The sequence below is a fragment of the Achromobacter sp. Root170 genome (genome assembly GCF_001428165.1).
GTDB lineage: Bacteria > Pseudomonadota > Gammaproteobacteria > Burkholderiales > Burkholderiaceae_B > Achromobacter > Achromobacter mucicolens.
On record NZ_LMHN01000017.1, the window covers coordinates 300,137 to 321,411 of the forward strand.

The following is a 21,275-nucleotide window of genomic DNA, read 5'->3' on the forward strand; positions in this document are numbered from 1 at the left end:
TAGCAAAAAAGGAATTGTAGTCATGCAGCCATCCCGGCGCGCCTTCCTCCTGGGACGTCGGCCCGTCCAGACGCCGTGGGCGGCCTTCGTGCAACGCCTGGCGCTGGTGTGCCAGGGCAAGGTCCGCGACCTGGGCGAGGGCGGCGCAGACGGCACGTGCGCCGTCTTGACGCCCGTCCGCGGCGCCGACGTCGTGCAGGCCCGCAAATTGTGCGCCGAATACCGGGTAGTCCTGGAACTGGAGGGCGCGGCGGGACCGTTCGCGCCCTCCGCCCGGCCTCGCCTGCGGGTCGATCCCGTGCTGCTGACCGGGTTGACGCGGCTGGCGGGCGGCACGCCCCGCTGGCACGCGCAGCCGGGCGTGACCTTGGCCGAGCTGGCCAGCGCCGGCCTGCGGCAATTTGCCGGGTTGCCGGGCGACATGACGCTGGCTCAATGGGTGGCGGCGCCGGCTGCCTGGCCGGCGGGCCATTGCGCGGCCTCGGGCCTTGCGGCGGCGGACGTGCTGCTGGCCGATGGCGTCGAGGAAACGCTGGGGGCGTTTGGCGAGGCCGATGTCCAGCCCCTGCGCTCGGCCACCGTCCAGCGCCTGGTGCCCGCGCTGTTCCAGCTGGCCTCCGGCGGCGACGCGTTCGCCACCCACGACGGCTGTCACTGGCTGGGCCGCTACCGGCTGGATGCGCTCAAGCCCGAGGCGCCGGCCACCGTCAATCTGGCGCAATTGCTGTTGGGCCACGGCGGCACGCTCGTCTGGTTGCAAGGTGCGGTGTTGACCGACGTGCCGCCTGGCAACGACGCTCAGGCCGTGGACGAGCCCGCTTCCCGCCCCGGGCCGGCGGCCCCCGGGCTGGCCACCGTCCGGCTGGACGGACGGGTCAAGACGTTGTTCGACCCGGACGGCTGCTTCCCGGAATTCCTGTGGCCGGAAGTCTGACAAACGTTCAGCTTACTGTAAGATTTCGGCGCTCGACCTCAAGAAAGCGCGAGGCCCGCGTATCGCGCCGCCCGGCATGGGAATAGAATTTCTCCCTCTTTCGTGTCACACACTCTAGCCAGTAGCCGCCCTATGGATGCCAACCTTCGCAAAGCCGCCCTTGAATATCACGAGCACGGGCGCCCCGGCAAAATCTCGGTCACGCCGACCAAGCAACTGACGAACCAGCGCGATCTGGCGCTGGCGTATTCGCCCGGCGTGGCGGCGGCCTGTGAGGAAATCGTGGCCGACCCGGCCAACGTGTACCGCTACACCGCCCGCGGCAATCTGGTGGGCGTCATCACCAACGGCACCGCGGTGCTGGGCCTGGGCAACATCGGCGCGCTGGCCTCCAAGCCCGTCATGGAAGGCAAGGCCGTGCTGTTCAAGAAGTTCGCCGGCCTGGATGTCTTTGACATCGAAATCAACGANCAACATCGGCGCGCTGGCCTCCAAGCCCGTCATGGAAGGCAAGGCCGTGCTGTTCAAGAAGTTCGCCGGCCTGGATGTCTTTGACATCGAAATCAACGAAACCGACCCGGACAAGCTGGTCGAGATCATCGCCGGCCTGGAAGCCACCTTCGGCGGCATCAACCTCGAAGACATCAAGGCGCCGGAATGCTTCACCGTCGAGCGCAAGCTGCGCGAGCGCATGAAGATTCCGGTCTTTCACGACGACCAGCACGGCACGGCGATCTGCGTGTCGGCAGCCTTCATCAACGGCCTGAAGGTCGTGGGCAAGGACATCAAGAAGGTGAAGGTCGTCACGTCCGGCGCGGGCGCCGCGGCGCTGGCGTGCCTGGACCTGATGGTGGACCTGGGCCTGCCGCTGGAAAACATCTGGGTCACCGATATCGAAGGCGTGGTCTATGAAGGCCGCACCACGCTGATGGACCCGGACAAGGCGCGCTTTGCGCAAAAGACCGACGCCCGCAAGCTGGCCGACGTGATCCAGGACGCCGACGTGTTCCTGGGCCTGTCGGCCGGCGGCGTACTCAAGCCGGAAATGGTGGCCGCCATGGGCCCGCGCCCGCTGATCCTGGCGCTGGCCAACCCCACGCCGGAAATCCTGCCGGAAGTGGCGCACGGCGTGCGCGACGACGTGGTGATGGCCACGGGCCGGTCGGACTACCCGAACCAGGTCAACAACGTGCTGTGCTTTCCGTACATCTTCCGCGGCGCGCTGGACGTGGGCGCCACGACCATCACGCGCGAGATGGAAATGGCGGCGGTGCATGCCATYGCCGACCTGGCCGAAGAAGAGCAGAACGAAGTCGTCGCTGCGGCCTACGGCACGTATGACATCTCGTTCGGCCCTGAATACCTGATCCCCAAGCCGTTCNCCGCTGATCCTGGCGCTGGCCAACCCCACGCCGGAAATCCTGCCGGAAGTGGCGCACGGCGTGCGCGACGACGTGGTGATGGCCACGGGCCGGTCGGACTAYCCGAACCAGGTCAACAACGTGCTGTGCTTTCCGTACATCTTCCGCGGCGCGCTGGACGTGGGCGCCACGACCATCACGCGCGAGATGGAAATGGCGGCGGTGCATGCCATCGCCGACCTGGCCGAAGAAGAGCAGAACGAAGTCGTCGCTGCGGCCTACGGCACGTATGACATCTCGTTCGGCCCTGAATACCTGATCCCCAAGCCGTTCGATCCGCGCCTCATCGTGCGCATCGCGCCGGCGGTGGCCAAGGCCGCGATGGAAGGCGGCGTGGCCACGCGCCCGCTGGCCGANGCGCTGGACGTGGGCGCCACGACCATCACGCGCGAGATGGAAATGGCGGCGGTGCATGCCATTGCCGACCTGGCCGAAGAAGAGCAGAACGAAGTCGTCGCTGCGGCCTACGGCACGTATGACATCTCGTTCGGCCCTGAATACCTGATCCCCAAGCCGTTCGATCCGCGCCTCATCGTGCGCATCGCGCCGGCGGTGGCCAAGGCCGCGATGGAAGGCGGCGTGGCCACGCGCCCGCTGGCCGACCTGGAAGCCTACGAGGAACAGCTGCAGCAGTTCGTGTACCACTCCGGCGCGTTCATGAAGCCGCTGTTCTCGGCGGCCAAGCGCATCGTGCGCGAAGGCGGCCCCGCCCGCATCGTGTTCGCCGAAGGCGAGGACGAACGCGTGCTGCGCGCCGTGCAGGTGGTGGTGGATGAAGGCCTGGCCCGTCCGATCCTGGTGGGCCGGCCGTCGGTGCTCTTGACCCGCATCGAAAAGCTGGGCCTGCGCCTGCGTCTGGGCGAGGACGTCGAAGTCACCAACCCCGAATACGACGAGCGCTTCCACCAGTACTGGACGACGTATTGGGAACGCATGTGCCGCCGCGGCATCACCAAGGAAATGGCGCGTGTGGAAATGCGCCGCCGCATGACGCTGATCGGCGCAATGATGGTGCACCTGGGCGATGCCGACGGCATGGTCTGCGGGTCCGTCGGCGCGTATCACGACCACCTGCGTTTCGTGGACGAAGTGATCGGCCGCCGTCCCGGCCACAACGTGTACGCCGCCATGAACATCCTGCTGCTCAACGAGCGCACGGTGGTGCTGGTGGATACGCACGTGAACGACGAACCGACGGCCGAGCAAATCGCCGAATTCACCGTGGCCGCCGCGCGCGAGATGCGCCGCATGTACCTGGCGCCCAAGGCCGCGCTGCTGTCGCGCAGCAATTTCGGATCGGGCAGTTCGGCATCGGGCGCCAAGATGCGCCGCGCGCTGGAGCTGGTGCGCCAGATGGATCCCGACCTGGAAATCGACGGTGAGATGCACGGCGACTGCGCGCTGGACGAGGCGCTGCGCATGCGCATCCTGCCGTCCTCCACGCTCAAGGGCGAAGCTAACCTGCTGGTGTGTCCGAACGTGGACTCGGGCAACATCGCGTACAACCTGCTCAAGACGGCCGCGGGCGGCAACGTGGCGGTGGGGCCCTTCCTGCTGGGCGCCAACGCGCCCGTGCACATTCTGACCTCCAGCTCCACCGTGCGCCGCATCGTCAACATGACCGCGATGACGGTGGTCGATGTCAATACACCGCGTTGAAGTCAAGCCGGCCGGCGGGTCGTGCCCGCGCACGCCCACCGGCCTGGTCCTGACGGGCGGCGGCGCACGCGCCGCGTACCAGGTGGGGGTGCTCAGCGCCATCATGGAGCTGCTGGACCCCGACTGGCACTCCCGTTTTCAGAACCCCTTCGACATCATTTGCGGCACCTCGGCCGGCGCGATCAACGCCGCGGCGCTGGCGTGCCGCGCCGACCGGCCGCATCTGGGCGTGCGGCGCATCCGCCGCCTGTGGTCGTCGCTGAACACCGACATGATCTACCGGGCCGACGCGCCGGGCCTCATCCGCACCGGCGTGCGATGGCTGGGCCTCTTGTCGCTGGGCTGGATGTATTCGGGCCTGACGCGCAAGCGCCCGCACTCGCTGCTGGACAATGCCCCCATGCAAGGGCTGCTGGAGCGGGTGCTCGACTTTCACAACCTGCGCGCCAACCTGGAAGGCGGGTCGCTGTCCGCGCTGGCCATCACCGCGTCGGGCTACACCAGCGGCGAGCATCTGACGTTCTATCAGGCGCACACTCCCATTGAACCCTGGCACCGCTACCTGCGGCTGGCGATCCCCACGCCCATCGGTATCGAGCACCTGATGGCGTCGTCGGCCATTCCCTTCGTCTTTCCGGCGCGTCAGGTGCAGGTTCACGGCAAGGGCGAATGGTGCGGCGACGGTTCGATGCGCCAGCTGGCGCCGATCAGTCCGGCGATCCACCTGGGCGCGCACCGCGTGCTGGTGATCGGCACCGGCTACCGCGACGACACCCATCCGGAAAATCGCGAGGATTCGCCCCCGTATCCGTCGCTGGCGCAGGTGGGCGGACATGCGTTGTCCAGCATCTTCCTGGACGGCCTGTCCGCGGATGTCGAGCGCCTGGAACGCATCAACTACCTGATGGACCACGCCGACCCGAAGGGCGTGCCGCCCGCCGTGCGCCGCATCGAGGTGCTGACCATCACCCCCAGCCAGTCGCTGGATCTGATGGCGCTTGAGCATTTGCACGACATGCCGGCACAGGCGCGTGCGCTTTTCCGCGTACTCGGTGTATCGTCCGATCCACACCGTCCGGGGGGAGGGGCGCTGATGTCCTACCTGCTGTTCGAAGCCGGCTACACCAAGCGATTGATCGAACTGGGTTATGCCGATACGATGCGACGTAACGACGAAGTGATCGCCTTTTTCAGGGAGGCTCAGGCATGACGCGCAATGGCCAATCGAGTTTGCAGCGGCAGCTGATGCGCGGCGGAGCGCTGGCTCACGACGGGCTGGACAAGAAGGCCGTGGTGGACGCCGCGCATGAGCTTGGCCTGTCCTTGTTTGTTGCCAATTGCGACCCCTGCCGCAGCCGCTCAGCGGTCTTGCGCGCCATCGTCAAGGCGGTGGATTTCCCCGAATACTTCGGCGGCAACCTGGACGCCCTCTACGATTGCCTGTGCGACACGGTGCTGGACCACAAATCCGGCGTGGTGCTGTGGCTGTATCGCCTGCATTCCGGCGACCCGGCGTTGGCAGAAGACGCCGGCCGCATCGAAACCGTCTGCTCCGACGCGGCGGATTTCGCGCACGAAAACGGCCGCGTGTTTGCGTATGTGATCGAGCACGCCGGCAAGCATCCCGATCCCGAGCCCGGCGTGGCCGCGGCGCCCTACGGCGAAAACGACTGACCTACCAGCCGCGCAGGGCGCTGACCGCCGACAGCAGCGCCAGGCCGGCCGTCTCGGTGCGCAGCACCCGGGGGCCAAAGCGCACGGCGCGCACGCCGGCCTTGCGGGCCGCGTCCAGTTCCTTGTCCGACCAGCCGCCTTCCGGGCCGACCAGCAGGGTGATGGACGTCTGATCCGATGCGCCTTGCAGCGCGGTGGCCAGGTCGTCGGTGGCTTCCGGGTGGCACAGCACGCGTAATCCGTCGGCGGGCTGGGCCAGCCAGTCTTCCAGCGACTGCGGCGCATCAACGGCCATCAGACGGTTGCGGCCGCATTGTTCTGCGGCCGATTGCGCGATGCGCTGCCAGTGCCCGACACGCTTTTCCAGCCTCGCGCCCGACAACTGCAGCACGCTGCGCTGCGCCGCGATCGGGCTGACCCGGGCCGCGCCCAGTTCCACGGCCTTTTCCACCACCCAATCCATCTTGTCGCCCGAGGGCAGGCCCTGGGCCAGCGTGATGCGTCCGCCCAGTTCGGCTTCACGAGGGTTGAAGTCGCCCAGCTGGGCAAAGCCGGCCTTGCCCTCGACTTCCAGCACCGCGGGGTATTCGCCGCCCTGGCCATTGAACAGCGTGACGGTTTCGCCGGCGCGCAGGCGCAGCACGCGCAGCGCGTGATGGGCAAGCGCTTCCGGCAGGGCGATGCGGGCGCCGGCGGCCAGCGGGGCGTCGCAGTAGAAACGGGGGGCGGGCATGGGGAAGGGGACTCGAAATGATAGGGGACTGACGGAGTACGCGTAGCCTACCATCGCTTGCCGATCACCCTGAAACCCGCGATTACATAGGGCATCCGGCCGATGGCCTCCGGGAAATCCCCTGATGCTAAAATCACCTGCTTCGCAACCTACTCAACTGGCCCTATTTCTTGTCGTAGACGCGCCAGTTTCAAAGAGCCTTCCGAATGAGCAATCCGACCGCCCCTAAACTTGCCTTGGCGGATGCCATCCGCGCCCTCGCGATGGATGCCGTGCAACAAGCGAACTCCGGGCATCCGGGTGCTCCCATGGGCATGGCGGAAATCGCCCAAGCCTTGTGGGCCGGCAACCTGCGCCACAATCCCAAGGATCCCGCCTGGGCCAACCGCGACCGCTTCGTGCTGTCCAACGGCCACGGTTCGATGCTGATCTACGCCCTGCTGCACCTGACGGGCTACGACCTGCCGATCGAAGAACTCAAGAATTTCCGCCAGTTGCATTCCAAGACGCCGGGTCACCCCGAAGTGGGCATCACCCCGGGCGTGGAAACGACCACCGGTCCGCTGGGCCAGGGTCTGGGCAACGCCGTGGGCATGGCGCTCGCCGAAGCGCTGCTCGCCGCCGAATTCAACAAGCCGGGCCACACGCTCGTCGATCACCACACCTACGCGTTCACCGGCGACGGCTGCCTGATGGAAGGCATCTCGCATGAAGTGTGCTCGCTGGCCGGCACCCTCAAGCTGGGCAAGCTGGTCGTGCTGTACGACGACAACGGCATCTCCATCGACGGCCACGTCGAACACTGGTTCGCCGACGACACCGCCAAGCGTTTCGAAGGCTACGGCTGGAACGTCATCCGCGGCGTGGACGGCCATGACGTGGCTGCCGTGGACGCCGCCATCAAGGCCGCGCGTGCGCAGTCGGACAAGCCCACGCTGATCGTCTGCCGTACCGTGATCGGCAAGGGTTCGCCCAACATGGCCGGCACGCACAACGTGCACGGCGCGCCGCTCGGCAAGGACGAAATCGCCGCCACGCGCGCCGCGCTGGGCTGGTCGTCCGAACCCTTCCAGATTCCGCAAGACATCTACGACGGCTGGGACGGCCGCAAGCAGGGCGCCGAAGCCCAGGGCGAATGGCAGAAGCGCTTTGACGCCTACGCCGCCGAATTCCCCGCCGAAGCCGCCGAATTCACGCGCCGCATGAAGGGCGAGATGCCCGAGGGCTACGCGGACCAGTTCAAGGCCTTCCTGTCGGCCACGCTGGAAAAGGGCGAGACCGTCGCCACCCGCAAGGCCTCGCAATTCGCCATCGCCGCGCTGGCGCCGATGCTGCCGGAAATGCTGGGCGGCTCGGCCGACCTGACCGGCTCGAACTTCACCGACTGGAAGGGCGTTGGCGCCGTTCGCGCCGGCGACAAGGGCATCCAGTTCGGCCGCCACATCAACTACGGCGTGCGCGAATTCGGCATGGCCGCCATCATGAACGGCATCGCGCTGCACGGCGGCTACCTGCCGTTCGGCGGCACGTTCCTCACGTTCTCGGACTACTCGCGCAACGCCATCCGCATGGCCGCGCTGATGAAGCAGCGCGTCGTCCACGTGTTCACGCACGACTCCATCGGCCTGGGCGAAGACGGCCCGACCCACCAGTCGATCGAGCACGCGGCCAGCCTGCGCCTCATCCCCAACCTGTCGCTGTGGCGTCCTTGCGATACGGCCGAGACCGCCGTGGCCTGGAACGCCGCCGTGACGCGTCCGGCCAGCATCGGCATGGACGTGCATGACGGCGGCCCGACGGCCCTCTTGCTGTCGCGCCAGAACCTGCCCTTCGTGCAGCGCGACGCGGCCACCGTGGACGCCATTGCCCGCGGCGGCTACGTGCTGCGCGACGCCGAAGGCGCCCGCGCCGTCATCATCGCCACCGGCTCTGAAGTCGCCATCGCGCTGGACGCGCAGGCGCAGCTGGCCAAGGAAGGCATTGCCGTGCGCGTGGTCTCCATGCCCAGCACCGACGTCTTCGACAAGCAGGACGCCGCCTGGAAGCAATCCGTGCTGCCCAAGGGCCTGCCGCGCGTGGCCGTCGAGGCCGGCGTCACCGCCTTCTGGCACAAGTACGTGGGCCTGGAAGGCGCCGTGGTCGGCATCGACCGCTACGGCGAGTCCGCGCCGGCCGGCGCCCTGTTCAAGTTCTTCGGGCTGACCGCCGACAAGGTGGCCGAGACCGTCAAGCAAGTTTTGTAAAAAAGGAGCTTAGTCATGACCATTCGCGTCGCCATCAACGGTTACGGTCGCATCGGCCGCAACATCCTGCGTGCCCACTACGAAGGTGGCAAGAAGCACGATATCGAAATCGTCGCCATCAACGACCTGGGCGATCCCAAGACGAACGCGCACCTGACGCGCTACGACACCGCCCACGGCAAGTTCCCGGGCACCGTCGAAGTCGACGGCGAGTTCATGGTCGTCAACGGCGACAAGATCCGCGTGCTGGCCAACCGCAACCCGGCCGAACTGCCGTGGGGCGACCTGAAGGTCGACGTCGTGCTGGAATGCACGGGCTTTTTCACCACCAAGGAAAAGGCCGGCGCGCACATCAAGGGCGGCGCCAAGAAAGTCATCATCTCGGCCCCCGGCGGCAAGGATGTCGACGCCACCATCGTCTACGGCGTCAACCACGGCGTGCTGAAGTCGACCGACACCGTCATCTCCAACGCGTCGTGCACCACCAACTGCCTGGCCCCCCTGGTCAAGCCGCTGAACGACAAGCTGGGTCTGGAAAACGGCCTGATGACCACCGTTCACGCCTACACGAACGACCAGGTCCTGACCGACGTCTATCACGAAGACCTGCGCCGCGCCCGTTCGGCCACGATGAGCATGATCCCCACCAAGACCGGCGCCGCCGCCGCCGTGGGCCTGGTCCTGCCGGAACTGAACGGCAAGCTGGACGGCTACGCCATCCGCGTCCCGACCATCAACGTGTCGCTGGTCGACCTGTCGTTCGTGGCCAGCCGCGACACGACCGCCGAAGAAGTGAACGGCATCCTGAAGGCCGCCTCGGAAGGCGAGCTCAAGGGCATCCTGGACTACAACACCGAACCCCTGGTCTCGGTCGACTACAACCACAACCCGGCCTCCAGCACCGTTGACGCGTCGCTGACCAAGGTCTCGGGGCGTCTGGTCAAGGTCTCGTCCTGGTACGACAACGAGTGGGGCTTCTCGAACCGCATGCTCGACACCACCGTCGCGCTGATGTCGGCCAAGTAAGCACGCCGCCAGTCCATAAGGGGACGGATTTGTTTTCCGCCATTGCGGAAAATGGGTTCGTCCCCTTTGTTCGCCTACCGAAGGAATCCAACTATGTCCAAGGTCCAAACCCTGTCCGCGCTGGCCAAGGCCGGCGCCCTGTCCGGCAAGCGTGTGTTCATCCGCGCCGACCTGAACGTCCCGTTCGATGACGCCGGCCGCATCAGCGAAGACACCCGCATCCGCGCCTCGGTGCCCGGCATCCGCCTGGCGCTGGACGCCGGCGCCGCCGTGATGGTCACGTCCCACCTCGGCCGCCCCAAAGAAGGCGTCTTGACTGACGCCGATTCGCTTGCCAAGGTCGGCCAGCGCCTGTCCGAACTGCTGGGCATGCCCGTGCCGCTGGTGCGCGACTGGGTCGATGGCGTGAAGGTCGATCACGGCCAGGTCGTGCTGCTGGAAAACTGCCGCGTGAACGTCGGCGAAAAGAAGGACGACGAGGCGCTTGCCAAGAAGATGGCCGCGCTGTGCGACGTGTACGTCAACGACGCCTTCGGCACGGCGCATCGCGCCGAAGCCACCACGCACGGCATCGCGCGCTTTGCCCCCGTGGCCTGCGCCGGCCCGCTGCTGGAAGCCGAACTTGACGCCCTGGGCCGCGCGCTGCACGAACCGAAGCGTCCGCTGGTCGCGATCGTGGGCGGCTCCAAGGTGTCGACCAAGCTGTCGATCCTGCAATCGCTGGCCGACAAGGTCGACCAACTGGTCGTGGGCGGCGGCATCGCCAACACGTTCATGCTGGCCGCCGGCCTGTCCATCGGCAAGTCGCTGGCCGAGCCCGATCAGGTCGAGCAGGCCCGCGCCGTCATCGACATCATGAAAAAGCGCGGCGCGGCCGTGCCGATTCCCGTTGACGTGGTGTGCGCCAAGTCGTTCGGCGCAGACGCCGAGGCCACCGTGAAGGCGGCCACCGACGTGGCCGACGACGACATGATCCTGGACATCGGCCCGCAGACCGCGGCGCAACTGGCCGAGATCCTCAAGAAGGCCGGCACCATCGTCTGGAACGGCCCGGTGGGCGTGTTCGAATTCGACCAGTTCGCCAATGGCACGGAAGTGGTCGCCCGCGCCATCGCCGACTCCGAAGGCTTCTCGATCGCCGGCGGCGGCGACACCCTGGCCGCCATCGCCAAGTACAAGATCGGCGAGCAGGTCGGCTACATCTCCACCGGCGGCGGCGCCTTCCTGGAATTCCTGGAAGGCAAGACCCTGCCGGCCGTGGCAGTGCTGCAAGACCGCGCCGCGGGCTGATCCCGCGGTGTGACGGGTGTCTGACGGCCGGCAGGTGTCAGACACCCGGATTGATTTACCTTGCACCGCCCTTGAGCGAGTTGGTTTAGGCTTGGTGGTCGTCCCGCGTCGTGTGGGAGTCCTTTTTTTCAGGTCGTCCTGCTGCACCATGAACCTTCGCGTCATTCCTGGCCTGGCCAACTTCCAGGGCATCACCCGCGACTCGGCCCGGCGCGACATCACGGCGGGCATTAGCGTGGCCGCGGTGGCGCTGCCGGTGGGGCTGGCCTATTCCGCCATGATGGGGGTGCCGCCCGTTGCCGGGCTGTGGGCCGCCATTGCGGGCATGCTTGCCTACGCGTTCTTCGGCTCGTCGCGCACGCTCATCGTCGGTCCCGACACCGCCACCTGCACCCTCATTGCCGCCACCTTGACCGGCATGGCGCTGACCACACCCGAGGCGCGGCTGCAGGCCGCCACCAGCATCGCGCTCACCGTTGGCGTGGGTTGCCTCATCGCCCGGGTTCTTCGGCTGGGCGTGCTTGCGAATCTGCTGTCGCGGCCGGTGCTGATCGGGTACATGGCCGGCGTGGCGGTCACGCTGGCGACGTCGCAACTGAGCGGCCTGACGGGCGTGGGCCTGCGCAACAGCGGCCTGATCCACCCGTTCATGGAACTGTCCCACCGGCTGTCCGAAATCCGGTTGCCGACGCTGTTCCTGGGGCTGGCCTCGTGCATCTTCCTGGTGGCGATCAAACACTGGCGGCCTTCGTGGCCCGGCCCCATTTTGCTGGTGGTCGCGACCTGCCTGCTTTCCTGGCTGTTTAATTTCCCGGCGATGGGCATCGCGGTGGTGGGCGACGTGCCGGCCGGGCTGCCGGCCTTCCATCTGCCCGTCAGTCTGGAAGGCGTGGACGGCATCCTGCTGGGCGCGGCGGGGGTCCTGGTCGTCAGTTTTTCCAGTGGCATCGTGACAGCGCGCAGCTTTGCGGCGCGCACGGGCGACCACGTGGACCCGAACCGCGAACTGGTGGGGTTTGGCGCGGCCAATGTGGCCGCGGGCTTGTTCCAGGGCTACGTCGTGACGGGCGCCGATTCGCGCACGGCGGTCGGGCTGGTGGCCGGCGGGTCGTCGCCGCTCGTCAGCATCAGCGCAGCGGCCGCGCTGGCCGTCGTGGTGGGCTTGTTGAGCGAGCCGCTGTTTTGGCTGCCGCAGTTTGCGCTGTCGGCCATCTTGCTGCTCGCCGCGGCCAGCCTGTTCGACTGGCAGGCCTTCAAGCGGTTGGCGCGGATCTCCCGGATCGAACTCGCGTTCGGCATCCTGGCGGCCGTGGGCGTGGTGGGATTCGGCGTGCTGCAGGGCGTGGCGGTTTCCGTGGGCGCGACGCTGCTCTATGCCATGTACGTGTCCGGCAATCCCCGCGATGCGCTGCTGGGCCGCTTGCCGGGCGAAACGGTGCTGGGCAAGATGCACCTGAATCCGCAGGCCCAGCCCGTGCCGGGCGCCGTGATCTGGCTGTTCGAGTCCTCGGTCTGGTTCTTCAATGCGGACGCGTTCCGGCGCCGCGCGCGCGAAATCATCGAACAGGCGGGCGACGTGCGCTGGTTCGTGCTGGACGCCGAAGCCATGACCCAGGCCGATGCCGACGCCGTCGAGGCGCTGTATGAACTCAAACGCATCCTGGACGAACGCGGCATCTCATTGCTGGTCGCGGGCGGCCACGGCAAGTTCCGCGAGGCGCTGCAGCGCTCGGGGCTGGTCAAGAAGATCGGGCCGGACAGGATCTTCGTCAGTCCTGAGCAGGCGGTGGAAGCCATCGAGCGCTGGCGCCAGGGCGGGCCGGCGACGCTGGGCTGACCTGCGAATTGCCAGGTGTAATGCCTCGGTGTCTGACACCCTCGAATGACCAGGTGTCTGACACCTTGCAAGCCAGCGACCCGCCTCAATCGATGATGTGATACCCGCCGTCGATGTACAGCGTCTGCCCCGTCATCAGCCGCGCCGCATCGGTGGCCAGCCAGGCGGTCGCTTCGCCAACGTCGTCAATCGACACCAAGCTGCGCGCGGGCGCCTTGGCCTGGGCGCGGTCCAGCATGGTGTCGAATTCCGCAATGCCGGACGCGGCGCGCGTTTTCAAGGGTCCCGGCGAAATCGCGTGCACGCGGATGCCTTGCGGGCCCAGTTCGGCGGCCAGGTAGCGCGTGGCCGATTCCAGCGCGGCCTTGACCGGTCCCATCATGTTGTAGTGCTCGACCACCATCTGCGAGCCGTAATAGCTCATGCAGAAGAGGGCGCCGCCATTGCGCATCAGCGGCTCGGCCAGCTTGGCCATGCGGATGAAGGACCAGCATGACACGTCCATCGCCTGCAGAAAGCCCGCCCGCGAGCAGTCCGTGACACGCCCGTGCAGGTCCTCGCGCGGCGCGTAGGCCACCGAGTGCAGCACGAAATCCAGCGCGCCCCATTCGTCCGTGATGCGGGCAAAGACGGCTTCCAGCTCGCCGTCGTTCAAGAGGTTCAGCGGCATCAGCAAGGGCGCGTCCACCTGTTGCGCTAGCGGCGCCACGTGCGGCAGGGCCTTGTCGTTCAGGTAGGTCACCGCCAGTTCGGCGCCCATCGCGCGAAACGCCTTGGCGCAGCCCCACGCGATGGAGTCGGCATTCGCGATGCCGGTCACCAGCCCGCGCTTGCCGGCCAGCGGCAGGTGCGCGCTCATTGCTGCCTCACGAGGGCAAGCGTGTGTTGGGCAATGATGAGCTCTTCGTTCGTGCGCACCACGTAGACGCCGATGCGGCTGTCGTCGGTGGAGATGCGCGGCCCGTGGCGGGCGTTGCGTTCGGGATCCAGCTTGATGCCCAGCCAGCCCCAGTGCTCGCTGATGGCCTGGCGGATCTCGGCGGAGTTTTCGCCGACGCCGGCAGTGAAGACGATGCCATCGATGCCGTTCATCGCGCAGCCCAGGCCGATCATGCCTTCGGCCACGCGCCAGGCGAAGTACTTCAACGCCAGCTTGGCCGACGGCGCATTGCTGGCCAGGAGTTCGCGCATGTCGTTGCTGATGCCCGACAGGCCCTTCATGCCGCAGTCGTGATACAGCATGTGCTCGATCTCGTCGTGGCTCATGCCCTGTTCCATCATCCACAGCACCACGCCGGGGTCCAGGCGGCCCGGGCGCGTGCCCATCGGCAGGCCTTCCAGCGCCGTGAAACCCATGGTGCTGTCCACGCTCTTGCCCTGGTGAATCGCGCAGGCCGACACGCCGGACCCCAAGTGGGCGGTGACGATCTTGCCCATGGCAATGTCCGGCAGCGCCTGCTTCAGGCGCTGCGCGATGTACTCGTAGGACAGACCATGAAAACCGTAGCGGCGCACGCCTTCCAGGTACAGGCGCTCGGGCAGCGCATAGCGGTCGGCCACGTCGCTATGGCTGCGGTGAAATGCCGTATCGAAGCACGCTACCTGCGGAATCCAGGGCCGGCGTTCGCGGATGACGCGGATCGGCGCCAGGTTGTTGGGCTGATGCAGCGGCGCCAGCGGCGTGAACGTGTCCAGCTTGGCCAGGATGTCGTCATCGATCAGCACCGGCTCGGACAGGTCGGGCCCGCCGTGCACCACGCGGTGGCCCACGGCCAGCGGCGCGCCGCCCAGGTGGCCGCTCAACCACGTGCCCACGACCTCCTGCGCGTTGGGCACGTCGGGCGCGTGGCTGGGCGCAATGTCGCGCTCGACCAGCGTCTCGCCCGCCGCGTCGCGCACCCGCAGGCGCGGGTGCGTGGTGCCGATGCCTTCGAGCTGGCCGCCCAGCCGGGGCGCGAGCTGGTGGTTGGCATCGATGTCATACAGATAAAACTTGATGCTGGAACTGCCGGCGTTGATGACGAGGATGGTGTCGCTCATGGCGGTGTGCTTCCATGTTGGGACAAATCGCGCGAAAGCCCGCGGTGGCGGGCCGGGGGCAGGGAGCTGGCGTCAGGCCAGCGGTTTGGCCTGCTGCTGGGCAAGATGGTGGGCGTATATTGCCGCCACCGCGCACGAGGCAAGACGCGAGCGCGGGCTGTCGGCGCGGCTGGTCAGGATGATCGGCACGCGCGCCCCGAGCACGATGCCGGCGGCTTCGGCATTGGCGAGAAACGTCAGGTTCTTGGCCAGCATGTTGCCGGCTTCCAGGTCGGGCACCATCAGCACCTGCGCCACGCCCGCCACGGGCGAACGGATGCCCTTGATGCGTGCGGCTTCCGGGCTGATGGCGTTGTCCAGCGCCAGCGGGCCGTCCAGCACGCCGCCCGTGATCTGCCCGCGGTCGGCCATCTTGCACAGCGCGGCCGCCTCGATCGTGCTGGGGATGCTGGGCGTGACCTGTTCCACCGCCGACAGGATCGCCACGCGCGGTTCGCCCAGCCCCAGTCCCAGATGCAGGTCGATCACGTTGCGGATGATGTCGGCCTTGGTTTCCAGGTCCGGAAAGATGTTGATGGCCGCGTCCGTGATGAAGAGCGGCTCGGGATAGGTCGGCACCTCCATGATGAACACATGGCTGATGCGCCGGCCGCTGCGCAGGCCCGTCGTGCGCGCCACGACCTCATGCATCAGTTCGTCGGTGTGCAGGCTGCCCTTCATGAGCAGCGACGCCTCGCCGCTGCGCACCAGCGCGACAGCCTTTTCCGCGGCGGCATGGCTATGCGGCGCGTCCACGATGCGGGCATCGCCCAGGTTCAGGTTGAACTGTGCGGCCGTGTCGCGGATCTTGCCTTCCGGCCCGACCAGGATGGGCCGCAAGAGGCCCAGGTCGCGCGCTTCCAGCGCCGCGGACAACGAGGGCTCGTCGCACGGGTGGGCGATGGCGCACGCGGCCGGTTCAAGCGTCTGCGCGCGTGCGATGAGTTTGTCGTAGTGCGTGGACGTCGGGAGGCTCATGGTTGTCAGGCCTTGGCGGGTTGACGGGCGGCAGCCGCGCGCTTGGCGGGCGACTTGGCGGCGTTGGACGCGGTTTTATTGGCGGCTTTGGGAGCGGTTTTGGGGGCGGCTTTATTGGCGGCTTTTGCGGCACTCTTTGCGGCGGTCTTGCCCGCAGCCTTGGGCGCGGACGCCGCATTCACGGCCTTGCGCGCGGCGTCGGGATGCGGGCGGGCGGTCTTGCCGGGCACCTGCGCGGCCTTGTCGACCAGGTCGGTGACCGGATCATCCAGCTTCGCGTCTTCGGCGCCGCGCGAGGGCTCGGCCTTCTGGCCCTGTTCGCGGCGCTGTGCGCGGCGCTCGGCCGCTTCGAAGATGCGCTCCATTTCGTTCAGGCTTTCGCGCGCCGCGTCGCTCAGCGGTTCGGCCGCTTCCAGCACGCCCTTCATGGCGTCCAGACCGGCGCGGATTTCGGCAGCCGACGAGCCGTCAAGCAAGTGCGGCATGGCCTGGATGGCAGCGGTCGAATCCAGCGTCATCATCAGCGCCTGCTCGCGGATGACGTCCTTGAATTCCTCCAGCGACAGGGCGTTGTCGGCTTCGGCGCGCATCTTGCGGATCAGCGCGAAGCTGCGCTCGTCCAGGCCGCCCTCGGCGCCCGACACGTACAGCAGCATCCGGATCGCCGCCACGCGCAGTCCGCCTTCCTGCAGCATCGAGCGCAGTTCCGCGGCGCGTTCTTCCATGAAGCGGCGATGCTCCGGCGAGACGCCCGGATGCCTGCGCGGCGGGCCGGACTTGGCGCCCAGGCCGGCCAGATCCTGCACAACGGGCGAACCGTAGACGCTCATGAAGGTGCGTTCGTCGGCCGAATCGCGCAGTTCCTGCCAGATGTTCAGGCTGGTCTCGATCATGTTCGAGAACATCTCCTGCGCGACCAGGAACGGATTCGTGGGCGAGGCCTGCTTGCGGTTCTCGCGCACCTGTTCGGCTACCTTGGCGATGGGCGCGATGACCGGGTTGCGGTCGGAGATCAGTTCGTAGGGCAGGCGCAGCGGGTGCATGCGCTGCATCCATTCGGCAGACTGCGGCGTGACCAGGGCGCGCAGCCAGGGCTGCACGAAGCTGCGGTACATGCCCAGATTGATGTCGGAGATGCGGGCCACCGCGGCAAAACGCTGGTCGTCCTCTTCCTTGCGGTCGACGATGGCGCGCACGTCGTCCAGCTTGCGCTGTTCGAATGACAGCACGTAGTTGCCGTAAGCCAGGTCGGCGTTGGGCGTGTCCGGCGTCTTGTCGGCGATTTCGGCCTGGTAGATGCCGGGCGGCAGCACATCGATCATGTCGATGTTGGAGGTGAACTCCTGGTGCTCCTTGCGGGCCACGCTGCCGGACACGAAGATGCCCAGGTGGCCGATGCTTTCGTGGATGGCGTAGACGATGGTCTGGCCGTGGGCCAGGACTTCGGCCTCGTTCTGGTACAGGTCGGGAATCCAGCCCAGCGCCTGCGGAGGCGGGGTGATGTTGTCGCCCTTGGAGCAGAACACCACGATGGGCGAGCGGATGTTGCGCAGGTCGATGCGGATGCCGTCGGAGGTCACCAGACCCGCGGTCGCCAGGCGGTTGCCCACGAAGAGGTTGTCGACGATGTACTGGATCTCGGGGCCATTCAGGAACACGTGGCCGCCCCACCATTTCTCGAAGCTCAGGTAGCGGCTGGCCTCGGTGTCGACATTGGCGTACAGGTTGTACTGCTTGGACCACAGCGTGTTGGCCGGATTCAGGTTCTCGAAGTTCTGCACCAGCCAGGCGCCGTCGAACTTGCCGTTGCCCAGATCGCTGGTCATGGCCGTGAGCCAACTGCCGCCCAACAGGCCGCCGGCATAACGCATGGGGTTCATGCCGCGCCAGCCCGCCCAGTACGACAAGGGCGCGCCCGCGACGATGATGGGGCCGAAGAGTTCAGGGCGCACCGCGGCGGTCATCATGATCTGCCAGCCCGCCTGGCAATTGGCCACGACGACGGGCTTGCCTTCGGCATCCGGGTGCAGCGCGATGATCTCTTCCAGGAAGCGGGCCTCGGCCATCATCACGTCTTCGACGGTCTGCGTGGGCATGGGTTGCGGCAGGAAGGTCGCGAAGTAGCAGGGGTGCCCGGCACGCACGGCCACGCCGATCTCGCTTTCCGGCTTGAAACCGCCAATGCCCGGTCCGTGGCCGGCGCGCGGATCCACCACCAGGAAGGGGCGTTTGATCGGGTCCGTTTCGACGCCGGCGGGCGGCTTGATCCGCAAGAGGCCGTAATTGACCGGCCGGGGCAGCTCGCGGCCATCGAGCACCAGTTCGAATTCCATGCTGAGCACGTTGGGCGCGCGCTTGGCCATGTGATCGTGGTACTGGTTGCCGCGCTGGCGCATCACATCGGCGTAAAGCACGCCGCGCTGCCAGGCATCGACGGCGTATTCATAGGCGGCCGTCCAGGGGTTCAAGGACGGGGCAAGCGTGTGATCGGTGCCGGATCCGGCCATGGCGATCTCCTGTAAATAGCTGCTGGCGGCAAATGGCCGCCAAGCCGGTCCCCAGTGGAACCGGCGGCGTTGACCTCCCCATTACACCGCAATGGATGGTGCGGTGCAACATCGGAGCGTTTGCGGCAGGTCAACCGGGGCAGCAGGACGAAGCGCCGCCCTGGGGCAGGGATCAGCTCAACGCGCGGCGGCGTTGTGTTCCAGCCATTTCTGGACGGCGGGCCGCTGCCACTGCGCATCGGCGTAGGCGCGCAGCGTGTCGGGCAGATCGTCGTGCGCAAGGCGCTTGAGCATGACCGCCAGATCGGTATCGGCGATGCACCACGCATCGAACAGCGTCGTCTGGTCAACGCCGATCAGGTAGTTGGCCACCTGGATCAGCTTGGCGGCGGCGGCATGGGCGGCGTCTGAAAGCGGCTGGCCCGTTTCGCCGTAGAACACGGTTTCGGTGGGGCGTTCCTGGCGCAGGGCGGCCAGGTCGCTGCGCAGCCAGGCCTGCAATTGGCGGGCGCGCGCGCGTTCGTGGATGCCGGACGGAAACAGGGCTGCGTGGCCGGGCGCGGGAAAGGCTTCGTCCAGGTATTCGGCGATGACGCTGGATTCGGTCAGGTTGAAGTCCGCATGCGTCAAGGCCGGCACCCGGGCCGTGAGCGCGCGGCACTGGAAGGGCTGCATGCGCTGTTCGCCGGCGCTCAGGTCGATGGGGCGCACTTCGAAAGGCAACTGCTTTTCGGTCAGCGCCACGTAGACCGACATGGCGTACGGGCTGAGAAACAGGGAATCGACGTATAGCGTAATCGGGGCGCCCAAAGCTTGTCTCCGGTCAGGCGGGGTAACGAATGGTCAGGCTGCGCGCGGCGTCTGGTTTGCAAAGCGTAACGCAAGTGCAATACAGGCGTGTCGCGCGGGCGCGTCAGTCGACGATGAAGAGCTTGGCGCCGGTTGCGGTGGACGAGCGGTGCGGTTCGGCCTGATCGGCCACCTGATAGCTCATGCCGGGCGTCAGGACGAACTGGCGGCCGTCTTCCAGTTCGGTGTGCAGTTCGCCTTCCAGGCAGAACAGAATGTGGCCCTTGGTGCACCAGTGGTCGGCCAGGTAACCGGGGGTGTATTCCACCATGCGCACGCGCAGGTCGCCGAAATGGCGGGTCCGCCAGTAAGCCATGCCGGTGTCGCCGGCATGTTCGGTGCGTTCCACTTCGGACCAGTCGGTGGTGCCGAAGGGGATGTTGCTCATCTTCATCGTGATTCCTGCAGGGTCGGTCCGCCCCCGCATCCGGGGCGAAAAACACATACTACGCCATTCAGGCGGCCAGCTTTTTCTGCCAGAACATGGCGCGGCCGGTCGCATCGTCCAGCGCGTAGCCCTCGAAGCCCAGCTTGCGGTAAAGGCCCTGGGCGACGGTGTTGCCCTCCAGCACTTCCAGCGTGATCTTGCAGCAATCCATCTGGCGGGCGCGGTCCTCAAGCGCCGCAAGCAGCGCCTTGCCCACGCCCTGGCCCTGAAACCGGGGCGACACCGCCAGATCGTGCAGGTTCAGCAGCGGGCGGCAGGCAAAGGTGGAGAAGCCTTCCACGTAGATTGCGACGCCGGCGGCCTGGCCGTCGACGCGCGCCAGCAACGCGCGCACGGTCGGGCGGCGGGCGAGCTCGGGAATCAGGTTGGCCTGCGCATGGGCCGGCAAGGGCGTATTGCCGCCCATGGGACCGCTCGCGTATTCGTTCAGCATGGCCAGCACCTGGCGGCCGTGGTCAGGGTCGTTGAAGTCGGCGTCGATGATTTCCAGCACGATCGGTCCTTTGGGGTAAGCCGCGCAAACCGACCATTATGCGCCTGGCCGCCAACTGCGCAATCGCATTGAAAAATCGGTCCATAACCCCTATCTTCTGGCTATTCAAGGCCGGATCCGGCTGTGCCGGACGCGGCCTCAACCCTCTACGTGAGCTGGAATATGGAGTTCAAGGACTACTACAGCATTCTCGGGGTGGAACAGGGCGCGTCCGACGACGACATTCGCAAGGCGTACCGCAAGCTCGCCCGCAAATATCACCCCGACGTCAGCAAGGAAAGCGACGCCGAAACCCGCATGCGCGACGTAAACGAAGCGTACGACGTGCTGCGCGACGCCGAAAAGCGCCAGGCCTATGACAATCTCGCGGCAGGCGTGTCGCCCGGCGGCGGCTTCCAGCCTCCGCCCGGCTGGGACGAAGGCTTCGAGTTCCACCGCGGCGCGGCGCCCGGCGACGAGGCGCAATTCAGCGAGTTCTTTTCGTCGCTGTTTGGCGGGCGGGGCGGCCGGCATGGCGCGCGGCAACAGGAATTCCGCGCGCGCGGCGAGGACCACCACGCCGCGATCGAGGTCGACCTGGAAGACGCGATCAAGGGCGCCACGCGCGACATCAGCCTGCGTTCCATGCAGATGGACGACCAGGGCCGCCCGCACATGCAAAGCCGCACGCTCAGCGTCAAGATTCCGGCAGGCGTGCGCGAAGGCCAGTACATCCGGCTGGCGGGGCAGGGCATGCCGGGCTACGGCGGCGGCGACAACGGCGACCTGTATCTGGAGGTGCGCTTCAAGCCGCATCCGCGCTACCGCGCCGAAGGGCGCGATCTCTACATGACGCTGCCGGTCGCGCCCTGGGAAGCTGCCCTGGGCGCCAGCGTCAAGGCGCCCACGCCGGGCGGCACGGTCGAAGTGTCGGTGCCGCCCGGTTCCGGCAACGGCCGCAAGCTGCGGCTGCGCGGACGCGGCATTCCGGGCGATCCGCCGGGCGACCTGTACCTGGTCCTTGACCTGGTGCTGCCGCCCGCCGACAGCGACGCCGCCAAGGCCGCCTACCGCAAGCTGCAGCAGGATCTGCCCTTCAACCCGCGCCGCAACCTGGGGGTCTGA

The 21,275-nt window shown here is 67.0% G+C and carries 16 protein-coding genes and 4 pseudogenes; 12 read left to right on the forward strand and 8 right to left on the reverse strand.

Annotated features, from left to right (window positions below; translation table 11 throughout):
- The first annotated feature begins 22 nt into the window (after nucleotides 1-22).
- The 7 genes and pseudogenes from ASD87_RS22155 to ASD87_RS22180 all read left to right on the forward strand — a co-directional run bounded on the left by ASD87_RS22155 (nucleotide 23) and on the right by ASD87_RS22180 (nucleotide 5,688).
- Nucleotides 23-934: a hypothetical protein gene (locus ASD87_RS22155; protein ID WP_056326647.1), complete on the forward strand. Its 912-nt coding sequence runs from the start codon at nucleotides 23-25 to the stop codon at nucleotides 932-934.
- A 132-nt stretch (nucleotides 935-1,066) separates the two neighbouring features.
- Nucleotides 1,067-1,306: pseudogene (locus ASD87_RS27675) on the forward strand (NADP-dependent malic enzyme); the annotation flags it as partial.
- 99 nt (nucleotides 1,307-1,405) lie between these two features.
- Nucleotides 1,406-2,315: pseudogene (locus ASD87_RS22165) on the forward strand (malic enzyme-like NAD(P)-binding protein); the annotation flags it as partial.
- A 1-nt stretch (nucleotide 2,316) separates the two neighbouring features.
- Nucleotides 2,317-2,711, forward strand: a pseudogene (locus ASD87_RS27025) (malic enzyme-like NAD(P)-binding protein); the annotation flags it as partial.
- 1 nt (nucleotide 2,712) lies between these two features.
- Nucleotides 2,713-4,014 (forward strand): annotated as a pseudogene (locus tag ASD87_RS22170) (phosphate acyltransferase); the annotation flags it as partial.
- Nucleotides 3,995-5,224: a patatin-like phospholipase family protein gene (locus ASD87_RS22175; RefSeq protein ID WP_062838766.1), complete on the forward strand. Its 1,230-nt coding sequence runs from the start codon at nucleotides 3,995-3,997 to the stop codon at nucleotides 5,222-5,224. The pseudogene ASD87_RS22170 and the gene ASD87_RS22175, both read left to right, overlap by 20 nt.
- Entirely contained in the window at nucleotides 5,221-5,688 is a 468-nt protein-coding gene (locus ASD87_RS22180) for a barstar family protein (RefSeq protein ID WP_056326651.1), read from the forward strand. Before ASD87_RS22175 ends, ASD87_RS22180 begins: the two co-directional genes overlap by 4 nt.
- Nucleotide 5,689: 1 nt before the next feature.
- On the opposite strand, the gene ASD87_RS22185 is transcribed toward ASD87_RS22180, so the two are convergent.
- A complete protein-coding gene (locus tag ASD87_RS22185) occupies nucleotides 5,690-6,421 on the reverse strand; it encodes a 16S rRNA (uracil(1498)-N(3))-methyltransferase (RefSeq protein WP_056326652.1) in 732 nt (243 codons plus the stop codon).
- Between the two features lie 206 nt (nucleotides 6,422-6,627).
- Between ASD87_RS22185 and tkt the strand changes: the two genes are divergently transcribed.
- The 4 genes from tkt (at nucleotide 6,628) to ASD87_RS22205 (ending at nucleotide 12,817) form a co-directional block, all read left to right on the forward strand.
- Nucleotides 6,628-8,664: a transketolase gene (gene tkt, locus ASD87_RS22190; protein WP_056326653.1), complete on the forward strand. Its 2,037-nt coding sequence runs from the start codon at nucleotides 6,628-6,630 to the stop codon at nucleotides 8,662-8,664.
- Between the two features lie 15 nt (nucleotides 8,665-8,679).
- Nucleotides 8,680-9,690, forward strand: a complete 1,011-nt coding sequence (gene gap / locus ASD87_RS22195) for a type I glyceraldehyde-3-phosphate dehydrogenase (RefSeq protein ID WP_056326654.1) — start codon at nucleotides 8,680-8,682, stop codon at nucleotides 9,688-9,690.
- A gap of 93 nt (nucleotides 9,691-9,783) precedes the next feature.
- Nucleotides 9,784-10,980 carry a phosphoglycerate kinase gene (locus tag ASD87_RS22200; protein ID WP_056326655.1) on the forward strand — a complete coding sequence of 399 codons (1,197 nt, stop codon included), beginning with the start codon at nucleotides 9,784-9,786 and terminating at the stop codon, nucleotides 10,978-10,980.
- Between the two features lie 148 nt (nucleotides 10,981-11,128).
- Nucleotides 11,129-12,817: a SulP family inorganic anion transporter gene (locus ASD87_RS22205; protein ID WP_082586399.1), complete on the forward strand. Its 1,689-nt coding sequence runs from the start codon at nucleotides 11,129-11,131 to the stop codon at nucleotides 12,815-12,817.
- Nucleotides 12,818-12,902: 85 nt separating this feature from the next.
- On the opposite strand, the gene fabI is transcribed toward ASD87_RS22205, so the two are convergent.
- The 7 genes from fabI to ASD87_RS22240 all read right to left on the reverse strand — a co-directional run bounded on the left by fabI (nucleotide 12,903) and on the right by ASD87_RS22240 (nucleotide 20,171).
- The gene (gene fabI, locus ASD87_RS22210; RefSeq protein ID WP_056326656.1) at nucleotides 12,903-13,676 is read right to left on the reverse strand and encodes an enoyl-ACP reductase FabI; all 774 of its coding nucleotides are present in this window, start codon (nucleotides 13,674-13,676) and stop codon (nucleotides 12,903-12,905) included.
- Nucleotides 13,673-14,857 (reverse strand): acetate/propionate family kinase, encoded by a 1,185-nt coding sequence (locus tag ASD87_RS22215; protein ID WP_056326660.1) that lies wholly within the window; start codon nucleotides 14,855-14,857, stop codon nucleotides 13,673-13,675. Before ASD87_RS22215 ends, fabI begins: the two co-directional genes overlap by 4 nt.
- A 72-nt stretch (nucleotides 14,858-14,929) precedes the next feature.
- The gene (locus ASD87_RS22220; RefSeq protein ID WP_056326661.1) at nucleotides 14,930-15,874 is read right to left on the reverse strand and encodes a phosphate acetyltransferase; all 945 of its coding nucleotides are present in this window, start codon (nucleotides 15,872-15,874) and stop codon (nucleotides 14,930-14,932) included.
- A 5-nt stretch (nucleotides 15,875-15,879) separates the two neighbouring features.
- Nucleotides 15,880-18,381: a DUF3141 domain-containing protein gene (locus ASD87_RS22225; protein ID WP_056326663.1), complete on the reverse strand. Its 2,502-nt coding sequence runs from the start codon at nucleotides 18,379-18,381 to the stop codon at nucleotides 15,880-15,882.
- A 177-nt stretch (nucleotides 18,382-18,558) separates the two neighbouring features.
- On the reverse strand, nucleotides 18,559-19,191 hold the full coding sequence (yfcF, locus tag ASD87_RS22230) for a glutathione transferase (protein WP_056326665.1): 633 nt from the start codon (nucleotides 19,189-19,191) through the stop codon (nucleotides 18,559-18,561).
- 103 nt (nucleotides 19,192-19,294) lie between these two features.
- Complete coding sequence (locus ASD87_RS22235) at nucleotides 19,295-19,624, reverse strand: DHCW motif cupin fold protein (RefSeq protein ID WP_056326667.1); 330 nt, start codon at nucleotides 19,622-19,624, stop codon at nucleotides 19,295-19,297.
- Between the two features lie 61 nt (nucleotides 19,625-19,685).
- Nucleotides 19,686-20,171 (reverse strand): GNAT family N-acetyltransferase, encoded by a 486-nt coding sequence (locus tag ASD87_RS22240; RefSeq protein ID WP_056326671.1) that lies wholly within the window; start codon nucleotides 20,169-20,171, stop codon nucleotides 19,686-19,688.
- Nucleotides 20,172-20,333: 162 nt separating this feature from the next.
- On the opposite strand from ASD87_RS22240, the gene ASD87_RS22245 reads away from it, so the two are divergent.
- Nucleotides 20,334-21,275 carry a DnaJ C-terminal domain-containing protein gene (locus ASD87_RS22245; protein WP_056326672.1) on the forward strand — a complete coding sequence of 314 codons (942 nt, stop codon included), beginning with the start codon at nucleotides 20,334-20,336 and terminating at the stop codon, nucleotides 21,273-21,275.